We start from the raw sequence: 13695 nt of genomic DNA, 5'->3' as shown, positions 1-13695 counted from the left end.
GAGTCAGTATATGCACAACATGAAGCAGGTTTTAAAGATCGTTCCGGCTATCATCATCCTTGCTGGAGGTGTCTGGGGCTGGAAATATTTCTCAGATAAAGCCAACGAAGAGAAAGATAAACCAAAGTTCTCACGCCAAGACCGGGAGAGAAGCCGCTTTGCCCGTGCCCAACAGACACTGGCCATGGAGCTTCATGCTGAGGACTATCCAGTCATTCTGGAAACCCAGGGCATCGTGCGTGCCGCTTCAACCACCTCTCTGACTCCTCAGGTATCCGGCAAAATCATTAAGCTCTCTGCCCATTTTGAAAATGGAGCCTTCTTCAAGAAAGGCGACATCCTGGCCGAAATCGACCCGACTGACTACGAAGCAGACATCATCTCAGCCGAAGCATCCTTGGCCAGAGCCGAGTCATCACTCGCTCAAGAGCAGGCTCGAGCTGCCCAAGCCTTGCGAAACTGGAAGGATATCGGTTTTGATGATGAGCCAAATGATCTAGTACTGCGTAAACCTCAGTTGAGAGAAGCCGAAGCCAATGTTGAAGCTCAAAAAGCCGCCTTGGAACAGGCCAAGCGCGACCTAACTCGCACCAAAGTACGTGCACCCTATGATGGCCGTGTCCGCGAAAGAAGTGTTGGCTTGGGCCAATCTGTTGGGACCGGCACCCAACTGGGAGACATCTTCTCGACCTCCTATGCAGAAGTCCGTCTCCCGCTATCCTCCAGACAATTATCGCAGCTAGAGATCAACGAACGCAATCTATCCAGCATCCCGCTAAAACTTAGCAATGCTCTGATCGAGAATGAAGATATCACCTGGGATGCCCAAATTGTCCGCGTGGAAGGCGAACTCGATGAAACCTCCCGCGAACTCTATGTGGTAGCCAGGATCGTTGACCCGTTTGGACTGGATTCAGGCCATCATCCGCTGCGTATCAATCAGCCGGTGAAAGCTCACATCAAGGGCAACACTCTCAACCGAGTGTATGAGATCCCCAGAACCGCACTACACGGTGCAGATGAAGTTATTCTGGTGGTTGATAACAAAATCCAGCGCCAGCAAATCAATATCGTGTGGAGCACCCAAGAAACAGTACTCACCGACAGCCCTGAACTGGAAAACACGATGCTCGCTCTGTCCAGATTGACATACGCTCCTGAGGGGTCCCCTATTCGCATCATTAAAACAAATAGCGACACCTCTAAAGAAGGCCCTCCCGCGGCCAGCGCTCCAAACAAAGATACCAAAACCCAGAAAAAATCAGCCAAGTCACCGCAAACCTCCAATGCGTGACCCTTCTCGTCTGAATGCCATATTCCAGCTTTCTTAGGGAGATCAGAAGCATCCTCGCTCTGGCCACTCCCCTCATCATCGGCCAATTGGGACAAATGCTACTGGGAGTGATCGATACGATCATGGTCAGTAGCCTAGGTGTCACCCCTCTCGCCACGCTGACATTCACCAACAGCCTGTTCTACATCCCCATGGTATTCGGCATGGGAATCATCAGCTGTATTTCTGTCAGGACCTCCACGGCTAGAGGGCAAAAGAACTCTGAAACCGCCCGGAATGTCTGTAGAAATGGCATCTTCCTTGCGCTGTCTGTCAGCGTTGTCTTTTGCACAATAGCCTTAGCTATTATCCCTCTCTTTCCGTATTTGGATCAACCAGCCGATGTCATCGATGCCACACCATCCTACTACAGCATCGTCATGATTTCCCTGATACCCTGTCTTATGGGTATCATGCTCAAGAACCATGCAGACGCCCTAGAACGGCCATGGCCGGCCTTCTGGATCAACATGAGCGGCGTTGCACTCAATGTCCTGCTCAACTGGATCTTCATCTTCGGTAAACTAGGCCTTCCAGCCATGGGGCTCGTGGGAGCCGGTATAGCTACCCTTATGGCACGTATTGCCATAGTCGTGGCGATGGTCATTTGGTTCAAGAAGGCTGAATCGCTGAAGGAATGGACTCCCAAGCATTGGTTCAAGAAACCCGATATCGAGGAACTGAAAGCCCAGTTCAAGCTGGGTCTACCATCCGGCCTTCAGACGCTGGCTGAGGTCAGCGCCTTCGCCACCGCAGGCCTCCTGATCGGTCATTTTGGAAAAGTTCCTATGGCAGCTCACCAAGTAGCCCTCGGCATAGCTGGAATGGCCTTCATGATTCCCCTGGGACTATCCATGGCATTGACCGTGCGCATAGGTGAGACAATAGGAAACAATCAGAGACAGCGCACCATTGTTAAAACTGGCTGGCTTCTCACTCTGACTTCCTCTTGTAGCACAGCCATACTCTTCATCACTTCAGGGAGTATTTTGGCTGCTTGGCTTGTCATGGGTGATCAAGACCCAGCTATCATCAGTACAGCCACCACGCTCCTCTTTGTGGCGGGTATCTTCCAAATCGTGGATGGCCTTCAAGTGGCCTCTGCCGGGATGCTTCGCGGCCTGCATGACACCAAGGGTCCGGCCGTTATTGGGATTGTCGCCTACTGGATCATTGGGATTCCAACAGGCTATTACCTCTCCCACCAGATGGGCATGGAAGCCCGTGGAGTCTGGTGGGGTCTGGCAATAGGCTTGGGGATAGCCGCCTTATTCCTATCCTTCAGGATCTGGAATAAAGTACACTCCCCAAAACTGGTTAATATTCCTTAATAGATTGTACATCATTGTAGAGACCTCGACGGCTAGGCTTTCTGAGAACCATGGCGCCGTTGATATAAACCTCTACTACGCATCCTACCATACTGTCTACCCGCCGACCGGCAGGTGTTCCAGTACCACATCATCCACCACTTAATCCGGGGCTGGACTCGCGCACGATTCCAACCCCTTCGGTAGAGTTTGTTTCACGGTAATTAGCAAAGATATCACCGAGCTGAACTGAACCGGATGTCATTTTCAACACAGGTGCTCCATCCAGAGTATCTTCCTTGTAGAAGATGTCGTAGCGGAGTTCTACTTCATTGATCTCGTTTGGAGAATTATTGACCAGAGTCAAATCGAACCTGGTATTCACCGTGATAGCTCGGCCATTTTTGTCCGGCTTATCTTTAACTTCCGAGATTTGAAGAGCCAGACCATTACTCGCAGCAAGTAGTCCACTTACTCTATCGATGTAGTCAGCATCTCGATCACTCAGTTGATCCAAGCTTACAGATATGACTGAGTTGCCTTTTTCAATTTTCGCGACCATGTTCTGCTCATCGTATTGCACGATAGTGCCGCGGAATGACTTTGCATAATCGGGCGAATAGAATGTTCTCTCATAAATCCCATCAAACTGGTCCTGCTCTTTGGCCACCGATGCCGGAGGTTCAGAAATAGGACGATAATTTAGCGTAAGTGAGTACTTGCCGCTTTCTTCCTTACCAGTCAGGGAAGCTAGATAGCTCTCTTGACGCCATCTTACATGAATCACGCCTCCTTTTGATGAGCTGGACGCGGATTCACGCCCCTCTTCACCCAAACGGGAATTCATTACCGCTTTCCAAGTCTCTAGAGACTCTAGGAATACAGGTTTTGAATCGGTACTCGTGATTCCCACAGTGAGGTGGCGAATCTTCCCTGATGATGAAGACATCTTGAATGTCTCCACATTACGGTTCCAGAGCTTCAGATCATCATCCTTAATACTCCAAACCCCTCCCTTGGACTCCCATTCTATGTTTGGAAAGTCCTTGGACGCAGCTTCACAAGCTTTGTCCCAGTGACTCCCTTCAGTGAGGAGTCCATCTATATTCGTGTTCGCGAAAGCATGCCCCATCGAGAGAGTGGCCACACCTGCGAGCAGTGTTATTTTGATAGACGACATATACATCATTTTTTAGTGAGCGTTACACGTACAACAACATTTAAACGATCGATATACGAAATTCTTAGACAAGAACTACTTATTCAAGAAATTAGCCTAGTCAACACATCAATTCAGCCCATCCCGAATAAGGCCCTAAAAAATCACAACACACGGTTGGTTAACAGCTTACCCACTAAAATAAACTTATTTGCACTACAGCCTCAAACGAGCCATACTTATACTTAAGTGAAACGAATTTTCTCCATATTCCTTCTCCTGATTCTATCCACCAGCCTAGGGAGCTGCATGCCAGTAGTCTCCACGGAGACCTACAGTGTCCAAAATGGAGAAAAACTACTGGTTGATATTTACGGCTCAGCTCCGGATCTAGGAATCAAGTCTCCAGCAGAGCGAAAACCAGCCGTACTCTGCCTCCATGGCGGTGGCTGGGAATATGGCAGCAAGGACGAATGCTCCATGTTTGCCAACACATTAGCAGCCAAGGGGTATGTTGTTTTCGCCATCAATTACCGTCTCGCTGGCAAAGACCACAAAAACGTCTGGCCTGCCCAGCTCGATGATGCCCAGACCGCCGTGCGTTGGATTCGCCACAATGCGAAAAAATTTGGCGTCGACCCAGGTAGAATAGCAGCCAGCGGGGCTTCAGCTGGTGGTCACCTATCTAATTTGCTTGGTCTTATCGAAACCAGAAACCAAACGAAACCTGAATTTCCTGATTATTCCAGCAAGGTCAACTGCGTGATTACCTATGCCGGCCCTACGGATCTCACCGAAGACTTCCGCAATACTAGCTATCTAGAGGAAGACCGCACCATCCAAGACCTCCTGGATCAATTGTTCGGCAAAAAGTATGGCACTTACCTGCAGGATGCCAGAAAAGCCTCTCCTCTCTATAATGTAAGCAAGAACGCCTCCCCTCATTTACTGATTCACAGTAAAAAGGATGAAATTGTCTCCTATAAACAAACCCTCAAGTACAATGATGCCCTCACGAAGGCAGGCGTCCCCTGTAAAGTGCACATGATTGAGAACACAGGCCACATCATCAAAAACCCTCTGGTATTGATCACCCTGTCCCAGAGAGTGATTACTTATCTTGATGAGCAGTTCAAGAACACGAACAGAGCCGACCTCAAGCCTATTAAGAGCACCCTCATGCCTTAGTAGCCTAATCAAACAGACCACATGGATTGATTATGGTAGGGCCGGCGGGATTCGAACCCGCGACCAAGGGATTATGAGTCCCCTGCTCTAACCGCTGAGCTACAGCCCCCTTGTTTCCAAGATCTTCCCTTTTGTTGGAAAGAGCCGCGAATATACGCATTCTCAGGGTATTGGCAATCCTCCATCTTGCTCTTTTTTGATCAATTTTGATGAGTCTCTCAAAATGAAACCCTTACTCACCTAGCAAAAAAGAGACGCATTTCCCGAGTACAACGCACCCAAAACAAGCAAATCTACCCACCAAACCCCAATTTTCACCCAAACATGCGGGCAATTATGCACATTTTGCCATTTTTCAGCCATTTTTAAGGTTTACCATTCGGCAAAATAGTGCACTTTCTCCCCCGCAAACCATTTTTCATCATGGCCAAACAACAAATAGACGGTGCTCAAGCACTTATTATGACTCTCGACGAGCTCGGGGTCGAATACATCTTCGGGTACTCCGGAGGTGCAGCTCTACCTATATTCGACGCCCTGGAGACCGTCAAATCCAAGATCAAATTCGTCCTCAGCCGCCACGAGCAAGGCGCTTGCCACATGGCGGACGGATACGCACGTGCCACAGGCAAGCCTGCCGTGGTACTTGTGACTTCCGGACCAGGAGCAGGTAATACGATTACCGGCCTCATGACTGCCCAGATGGATTCCGTGCCAATGATTCTCATCAGTGGCCAGCAAGTGACCTGGATGCTGGGCAAAGACGCTTTCCAGGAAGCAGACATTTTCGGCATCACGATTCCTGTGGTGAAGCATAACTACTTGGTAAAAGAGACCAACGCTCTTCCACGCATCACTCGAGAGGCGTATCACATCGCTACCAGTGGCCGCCCTGGTCCTGTTCTCATCGATATACCGAAGGACATTAGCCAGGCTCCATTCACAGGAGACCTCAAGAAGAAGGTTCCCATGAACCTTCCAGGCTACAACCCTGATGCATCCAAAGAAATCGATAGCACCTCAGTCAAAGAGGCCATCAAACTGATCAAAAAGGCTCAGCGCCCGCTTATCTTAGCTGGCCAGGGAGCGATGATTGCGCAGGCTCAAGAAGAGCTTCTCCACTTTATGGAGACGATCAATTGCCCGGTCACGAATACACTGCTAGGTAAAGGCGTGGTTCCCGAGACGCACGAACTCTCACTTGGCATGCTGGGCATGCACGGTACCGCATACGCCAACAAGGCTGTCTGCGAGTGTGACCTCTTGATCAACATTGGCTCTCGCTTTGATGACCGCATCATCGGCCAGGCGGACAAGTTCTGCGCGAACGCACAGATCATCCACGTAGACATCGATGAGTCTGAGATGAACAAGATGATTCGTCCGGACGTTCAGATCGTTGGCGACGCCAAGGCTGCTCTTATTGAGCTAAACAAGCACATTTCCGAGAAAAAGCACACTGCTTGGCTGGACCACCTGGATGGCTACAAGAAGAAGTTCCCTCTCGCCTTCCGCAAGCAAGGCGGTCTGCGTATGCAGCAAGTCATTGAGGAGTTCTGGAAGCAGACCAAAGGTGAAGCCATTGTCTCTACAGACGTTGGACAGCACCAGATGTGGTCCGCCCAGTTCTACCGCAATGCCAAGACCCACTCCTGGCTCAGCTCCGGCGGAGCAGGCACCATGGGCTTTGGCTTCCCAGCCGCCATCGGTGCAGCGTTTGCCTGTCCTGACCGTACCGTCATCACCTTCGTGGGCGACGGTGGCTTCCAGATGACCCTCTGTGAACTCGCAACTGCGGCCATCCACAAGCTTCCGATCAAGATCGTGGTTCTCAATAACCATTATCTAGGCATGGTTCGCCAGTGGCAGGAGCTCTTCTTCGACGACCGTAAATCCGGTGTAGACCTCGAAGGCAACCCGGACTTCGTCAAACTGGCAGCTTCCTACGGCATCAAAGGCATCAACATCAAACGCCCGGCGGATGTCGAGCGCATGGTGGCTCAAGCCCTTGAATACAACGACGGACCAATCCTCATCAACGCTGAGTGCGTGAAGACCGACAACGTCTTCCCAATGATCCCAGCTGGTGCAGCATTGGAGGAAATGCTCACTGAGCCACCGAAGCACAAGATGGCCAAACCAACTGGTTCCACCTAGGCCGCCCCACTGCAACCATCAACATTTCACCAAGTTCATACCATGTCCAAAGACATCGTTACCACTGATACACCGCAAAACGGTTCACCAGACATCAGCCAACATTCGCTGTCAGTCTACGTGAACAACACTCCCGGTGTCCTGATGCGTATTACCCAGGTATTCGCACGCCGTGGCTTCAATATCGACTCTCTCGTCGTTTCTGAAGGTCGCGACGAGCGTTTCTCTCGCATGACCATCGGCATCACTGGGTCATCCAATGGCCTTGAGCAAATCATCAAGCAGGTCACCAAACTGATCGATGTGATTCATTGTTCAGAGCACAAGGCGGAGAATTCTGTCGTGAAAGAGCTGCTTCTGATCAAATTCATTGCCGACAGCAGTGAGCGCCGCACTGAGGCACTACAGATCATCGATCACTTCGGGGGCAAGACTGTGGACCTCACACCTAAGTCCATGATCGCCATGATCACCGGAGACACGCCGAAGATAGACTCAGCGATCAGGCTTCTCTCAGACTTCGATATCATCGAGACTGTGCGTACCGGCAAGGTCGTTATGGTACGTGGTGGCTCCACTACCTAACACCAGATTAGAGAGCTAAATTTAAGCTTAATTTCCAGCCGCGCATCCCATGAGGATTGCGCGGCTTTTTCATTCCGGCAAAAAACCTAACATCTATTTACCGAATCTATCTGAAATATCTTGAAAGCGTTCTCCAGATCAATATATTACAGAAAGGTGTATTTCGTTCATGATGCTCCTATTCCCCTAACACTCCATGCATGAAAAAGAGACAAAACTGAGCCAATACAGGAATCGACTTCCGGAATTCCTCAGACGCTTGTTCTCTAAGAAACAGGAAACCCGCACTCCCAAGATAGGCCTTGCCCTCTCCTGTGGTGGCGCCAAATCGCTCGCACATGTCGGGGTACTTGAAGTTCTTGCCAAGAATAACATTCCCATCCACGCGATATCAGGCAGCAGCATGGGAGCCTACATCGGAGCCCTTTGGGCCACAGGTCACAGTGTGGAGCAGATGATTGAACTCGCCGAACAGATGCAAGACCCCACTACACTAAAGAAACTTGCCGACCCTGTCATTCCCCCCATAAAAGGGGTATTCTACGGCCACAAGGTCAAAACCCATTTATCCCACTCCATTGGCAACGTCAATTTTGAGGATCTGGACCGCAAACTACTCGTGATTGCCGCCAATCTGGACACCTACGAGCGGGTGGTCTTCCGCCAAGGCAGTGTGCTGGACGCCGTGCATGCTTCCTGTGCCATGCCCGGAATTGTTGTCCCCGTAGAAGTCAATGGCATGCGCTGCACAGACGGGGGCGTGGTAGATCCCGTCCCAGTGGGTGCACTGCACAAGTTTACCGATGTTGACTACGTCATTGCCGTCAGCACCATTCCGACGATTGCAGAAATCGACACCCACATTTCCGCCACCGAAACCGCCAAAGAGGACAAAGAAGAGATAGCTCCATGGTGGCGCAGCACACTCTATAAATTAGGCTCCAAAATCAATCCAGCAGCCCCAGGAAACATGATTGATAACCTCAGACGCTCCCTACGCGCCTCCCAAATCCGCATGGCTCACGATTCCTGCTTAAGAGCCGATCTTACCATTCATCCGGTCTCTAAAGGAGCCCAATGGCATGAATATGACCGCTTTGAACACTTTATCGCTCTCGGCAGGGAAAAAGCCACCTCGGCTCTCCCCCTGATCCGAGAAATTCTCGAACCCATACCTGTCAAAACCGATGATAGCTCCACCCAAGAACCCATGGTGGGAGAGCGCGTCGCCTGACGAAATTAAAAAACGCCAGTCCGCACTTCTCCATACTTTTCTCAAGAACCGCGTAATCCCATTCGCGGCTCACTACAGGAAATTGTTTGCGGACAATAATCTTACAGCGGATGATATCCGCTCCACTGACGACCTTGTCAAACTCCCCTTCACCTCAAAGCGCGATCTGGGAGAAACGCGGGACTTTGTCATCATCCCCGACGAAGCGGTCTTAAAAAAGCAGCTGGGAACCATCCTCAAAGTCTTTCGCTATGGTCCCAAAGGGGTGAAACAAGCCCTTGCGGAGGAACTACGCCCCATCCACATGACCTCGACCACCGGGCGCTCTTCTGAGCCAGTCCCCTTCCTTTATACCAAACATGATCTGGCAAATTTGGAGGCTTCAGGCTTGCGCCTGATGGAGCTCTGCCAAGCAAGATCCGACTTCCGGGTCATCAACGCTTTCCCTTTCGCGCCTCACCTCGCCTTCTGGCAGGCATGGTACGCAGCTCTGGGTAATACCTGCTTTGTCCTCAGTACTGGAGGAGGAAAAGTCATGGGAACCTCCGGCAATGTGAATGTCATTAACAAAATCCAGCCCGATGCCATCATTGCCATGCCCACATTCCTCTACCACATGCTGCAGTATGCAGACTCAGAGAACATGCAATGGACGAACCTCAAACGCTTAGTTCTAGGCGGTGAGAAAGTCCCTCTGGGGATGCGCCGCAAACTCCGCGCCCTGTGCCAGAAGCTGGGATCCGAGGACGTAGACGTGATTTCCACCTATGGGTTCACCGAAGCCAAACTAGCCTTTGCGGAATGTGTACCTCCTAAAGGCAAAGACCCTTCTGGGTTCCATCTCTATTCAGACATGGCCTTCGTCGAAGTGGTCGATCCTGAGACGGGAGAACGAGTCCCAGATGGAAGCCCGGGAGAAATAGTGTACACTCCACTCGATTCTCGTGGATCCGTCGTCCTACGTTACCGAACCGGAGACTTGATCGAGGGAGGAATCACCCATGAGCCATGTCCTTACTGCGGCCGTACCTGCCCTCGCCTCATAGGAAAAATCTCTCGAGTCTCAGACATCAAGCGACTCAACATCGGCAAAGTCAAAGGCACCTTGGTCGACTTCAACAGCCTGGAGCACGTCCTCGACGACACAGATGGGGTCGGAGCCTGGCAAATAGAGCTCAGAAAAGAAAACGATGACCCTCTCGCTCTGGATGAAATCAATATCCACGTCGTCAAGATGGATGATGCCACGGATGATTTGGCAGAAGAGATTTCTCGCCGCCTTCGCAAAGCGACAGAACTCTCCCCTAACAAGGTCGTCTTCCACACTTGGGAGGAAATGCGCAAACTTCAGGGCGTAGGCAAAGAACTCAAAGAGCAGAAGCTTATCGATAACCGCCCGGAATCCTAGTCACTAACAGCTTATTACAATCTAACCATGTACATCTATCAAGCTACCAGAACCGCCTTCACCCGGATGGGCACCTCGTTTGCCACCCTAGGCGCAGCCGATCTCGGCAAACACGCCGTCTCGGCCCTACTCACTCAGTCAGACATCGACCCAGCCCTGATTGATGAAGTCATCATTGGTTGTGTCTGCCAGCCTGCAGATGCGGCAAATGTTGCGCGAGTCATTGCTTTGAGAGCCGGAATCCCTAATAAGGTCATAGCCGCCACAGTACACAGAAACTGTGCTAGTGGCATGGAGTCCCTGACCAGCGCTTATGAACGTATGGCAGCGGGCAAAGGAGAACTCTTCGTCGTAGGAGGTGCCGAGTCCATGACCAATGCTCCCTTCATCTACCGTAGATCTGCCGTGGCGAAGTTTGCCAAGCTAGGCAAAGCCAGAGGCACACTCGCCAAACTCAAGGCTCTCGCTACATTTCGCCCAGGTGACTTCTCCCCCATCGTCGGCTTGCAAGTGGGTCTGACTGATCCTGTGGTCGGCTTGAACATGGGAGAGACTGCCGAGGTTCTGGCTCGTGAATTTCAAATCACCCGTGAGGAGCAAGACTCGTTTGCCGCAGAATCCCACCAAAAAGCACTCGCCGCACGCGAGATGCTTAATGATGAAATTTCGGCTGTTTATGTCGCAGGGCACGCCATCACGGAGGACAATGGTCTTCGAGAAGATTCTACCCCTCAGAAACTAGCCACACTCAGACCAGTCTTTGAGAAAAGTTCCGGTTCAGTCACGGCTGGAAACAGCTCGCAAATCACCGATGGCGCTGCCGTCCTCCTCGTAGGATCGGAGGCCATCGGTGAGAAGCTGGGCCTTACTCCTCTAGGCAGACTCCGTGGCTACGCCTATGCGGGCTGCGACCCCAAACGCATGGGCCTGGGCCCAGTCCTTGCCATGCGAAAGCTCTTCGCAGAGAACCCGGACCTTTCCCTGGATAAAGCTGACCTCATTGAGATCAACGAAGCCTTTGCAGCCCAGGTGCTAGCCTGCGCCAAAGCCGCAGCGTCTACCAGCGAGGCTGAAAAAGCTGGCCTGGACAAGGCTCTGGGAGAAATCCCCATGGAAAAACTCAATCGTCGAGGTGGGTCCATCGCTCTTGGCCACCCTGTCGGAGCCACAGGTGCCCGCCTCGTACTCACCGCACTTCACCAGCTGCACGCAGAAAATAAAAAGCATGCACTTACCACTCTCTGCATCGGTGGCGGCCAAGGAGCTGCCCTGTGGCTGGAACGAGTCTAACCCCCTTTAATCTTCTTACCCGTAGAAACCCACCCATGAACATCGAGCTTCACCAAGAAAAGTCGACTGGCATCCTGATATTCAACCGTCAGGATTCTTCGGCCAATATCTTTGATAAAGCCGTGCTCACCGAGCTCGACGAAAGACTGGATGAAATCGCTAGAGATAAATCGATTCAGAACCTCATCATCACCTCTTCAAAACCAACGATCTTCATCGCTGGAGCAGATATCAAATCCCTATTCTCGGCTCCCCCATCCGAAATGAATGATTTGATCAGCCTCGGTCAAAGCGTGTTCAACAAACTGGCATTACTACGCATAACCACTGTAGCTGCCATCCACGGAGCCTGCGTTGGAGGAGGCTACGAGCTGGCTCTGGCCTGCGACTACCGTGTGGCCTCGGATGCCTCATGCACCCGGATTGGCCTCCCTGAAACTCAGCTGGGAATACTCCCAGCCTGGGGAGGTTCGACACGTCTCCCTGCACTCATCGGACTATCCAAGGCATTGCCTTTGATTCTTGGCGGAAAGATCCTGAAAGCCAAAGCTGCTCTCAGAAAAGGTATGATCGATGGCGTCTGCCCACATGAGAACCTACTCGATTATGCGCATAGCTTCACGGTCTACCCTAAACGTGAGGAACCCATCCACATGCTGGAACACAACCCTTTCTCAGTGGCCTACATTCGTAAAAAAGCCACGCACGATTTGCTCGACAAGACACGCGGACACTACCCTGCCTTGCTGGCCGCGACTAAGGTAGCCTGCGATGGAGTTCGTGCATCCTTGTTAGACAGCCTCAATAACGAGCGAGAAGCGATCATCAAGCTGACATCCGGACCTGAGGCCAAGCAACTGATCAACCTCTTCTTCCTTACCGAGCGCTCCAAGAAGCTCAAACCGAATAAAGCTGAAGCCAGAGCCACCAACAAGACGGCTGTGATTGGATCAGGCGTGATGGGATCAGGCATCGCCTACTGGCTATCTACCCGCAAAAAAGACGTCCTACTCAAAGACGTCAACGAGGAGGCCCTAGCCAAAGGCATGGGCACGATCCAGAACCTTTATGGCGGCTCAGTCAAACGACACATCCTCAGCAAAACTGAGGCCACCGCCGGACTGGACCGTATCACCGCGACAACGAAACCAGTCTCCCTCAAAGACCGAGAAATCGTCATTGAGGCAGCCACTGAGAATCTGGAACTGAAGAAAAAGATCTTCGCTACACTGGATGAACAAAGCAGCGCGAGCACGATCCTCGCCACCAATACCTCTGCACTCCCCATTCACGAACTCTCCAAAGTCATTATCCACCCTGAAAGGCTGGTTGGCATTCATTTCTTTAACCCCGTACCACGCATGAAACTGGTCGAAGTCGTGCAGACGGATTCTACCTCAGACGAGACACTTGCCACCGCCGTCAAGTTTGTGCAGTCGATTGGCAAACTACCTGTCGTGGTGAAGGATTCACCCGGCTTCCTCGTCAATCGTATCCTCCTGCCCTACCTGGTAAGAGCTGGTGAGATGTTCACCGATGGCGCGGAACCTACTTTGATCGACCAGGCGATGCTCGATTTCGGCATGCCCATGGGGCCTCTTCGCCTGCTAGATGAAGTGGGCCTGGATGTCTCCCTTCATGTTGCCAAAACTCTGGCAGCAGCCTTCCCTGACAGAATGGCTGTGCCTTACATCCTGCAGGAAATGATTGATAAGGGCATGCTTGGCAAAAAATCAGGCAAAGGCTTCTACGTCTATGGCAAGGGCCACTCAGAACCGAACCGTGATGCTATCGCTCTGCGCCCTAACAACCGAACCCCACGCGATGTCCAGTACCAGCTCACACTATTAATGAGCAAAGAAGCTGCCATGTGTCTGGACGAAGGCATCGCCACTTGTGCCGAGGACATCGACTTCGCGATGGTCATGGGTACCGGCTATGCCCCCTTCCGTGGAGGTCCACTTCGCCATGCAGACACCACCAATTTGTTAGACCGAAGCTTTTACTAAACCTCACATCAACCCCAACCAA

General features: G+C 51.5%; 10 protein-coding genes and 1 tRNA gene. 9 read left to right on the top strand and 2 right to left on the bottom strand.

From position 1 onward, the window contains the following. Positions 1 to 19 precede the first annotated feature (19 nt). Complete coding sequence (locus tag BUB27_RS07000; protein WP_159434847.1) at positions 20 to 1294, top strand: efflux RND transporter periplasmic adaptor subunit; 1275 nt, start codon at positions 20 to 22, stop codon at positions 1292 to 1294. 14 nt (positions 1295 to 1308) lie between these two features. After that, the gene (locus BUB27_RS06995) at positions 1309 to 2664 is read left to right on the top strand and encodes an MATE family efflux transporter (RefSeq protein ID WP_143158851.1); all 1356 of its coding nucleotides are present in this window, start codon (positions 1309 to 1311) and stop codon (positions 2662 to 2664) included. 130 nt (positions 2665 to 2794) lie between these two features. Here BUB27_RS06995 and BUB27_RS06990 read toward each other — a convergent pair whose 3' ends face one another. Beyond that, positions 2795 to 3823 (bottom strand): hypothetical protein, encoded by a 1029-nt coding sequence (locus tag BUB27_RS06990; RefSeq protein WP_143158850.1) that lies wholly within the window; start codon positions 3821 to 3823, stop codon positions 2795 to 2797. Positions 3824 to 4111: 288 nt separating this feature from the next. On the opposite strand from BUB27_RS06990, the gene BUB27_RS06985 reads away from it, so the two are divergent. Further along, positions 4112 to 4990: an alpha/beta hydrolase gene (locus BUB27_RS06985; protein ID WP_143158849.1), complete on the top strand. Its 879-nt coding sequence runs from the start codon at positions 4112 to 4114 to the stop codon at positions 4988 to 4990. A gap of 33 nt (positions 4991 to 5023) precedes the next feature. Here BUB27_RS06985 and BUB27_RS06980 read toward each other — a convergent pair. Beyond that, positions 5024 to 5099, bottom strand: a tRNA-Ile gene (locus tag BUB27_RS06980). A gap of 314 nt (positions 5100 to 5413) precedes the next feature. On the opposite strand from BUB27_RS06980, the gene ilvB reads away from it, so the two are divergent. The 6 genes from ilvB to BUB27_RS06950 all read left to right on the top strand — a co-directional run bounded on the left by ilvB (position 5414) and on the right by BUB27_RS06950 (position 13673). Next, a complete protein-coding gene (gene ilvB, locus BUB27_RS06975) occupies positions 5414 to 7147 on the top strand; it encodes a biosynthetic-type acetolactate synthase large subunit (protein ID WP_143158848.1) in 1734 nt (577 codons plus the stop codon). A gap of 42 nt (positions 7148 to 7189) precedes the next feature. Next, positions 7190 to 7732 (top strand): acetolactate synthase small subunit, encoded by a 543-nt coding sequence (ilvN, locus tag BUB27_RS06970; protein ID WP_143158847.1) that lies wholly within the window; start codon positions 7190 to 7192, stop codon positions 7730 to 7732. Between the two features lie 196 nt (positions 7733 to 7928). Then, entirely contained in the window at positions 7929 to 8966 is a 1038-nt protein-coding gene (locus tag BUB27_RS06965) for a patatin-like phospholipase family protein (RefSeq protein WP_143158846.1), read from the top strand. Beyond that, the gene (locus BUB27_RS06960; RefSeq protein WP_143158845.1) at positions 8920 to 10374 is read left to right on the top strand and encodes a phenylacetate--CoA ligase family protein; all 1455 of its coding nucleotides are present in this window, start codon (positions 8920 to 8922) and stop codon (positions 10372 to 10374) included. Before BUB27_RS06965 ends, BUB27_RS06960 begins: the two co-directional genes overlap by 47 nt. Positions 10375 to 10401: 27 nt before the next feature. Next, positions 10402 to 11664, top strand: coding sequence for a thiolase family protein (locus tag BUB27_RS06955; RefSeq protein ID WP_143158844.1), 1263 nt, complete (start codon positions 10402 to 10404; stop codon positions 11662 to 11664). A 35-nt stretch (positions 11665 to 11699) separates the two neighbouring features. Continuing rightward, positions 11700 to 13673, top strand: coding sequence for a 3-hydroxyacyl-CoA dehydrogenase NAD-binding domain-containing protein (locus tag BUB27_RS06950; RefSeq protein ID WP_143158843.1), 1974 nt, complete (start codon positions 11700 to 11702; stop codon positions 13671 to 13673). The last annotated feature ends 22 nt before the right edge of the window (positions 13674 to 13695 follow it).

It is taken from the genome of Rubritalea squalenifaciens DSM 18772 (genome assembly GCF_900141815.1).
Classification (GTDB): Bacteria; Verrucomicrobiota; Verrucomicrobiia; order Verrucomicrobiales; family Akkermansiaceae; genus Rubritalea; species Rubritalea squalenifaciens.
The sequence above is the reverse complement of the archived record's forward strand: the minus strand, read 5'-3'. Positions and strand labels throughout refer to the sequence as shown.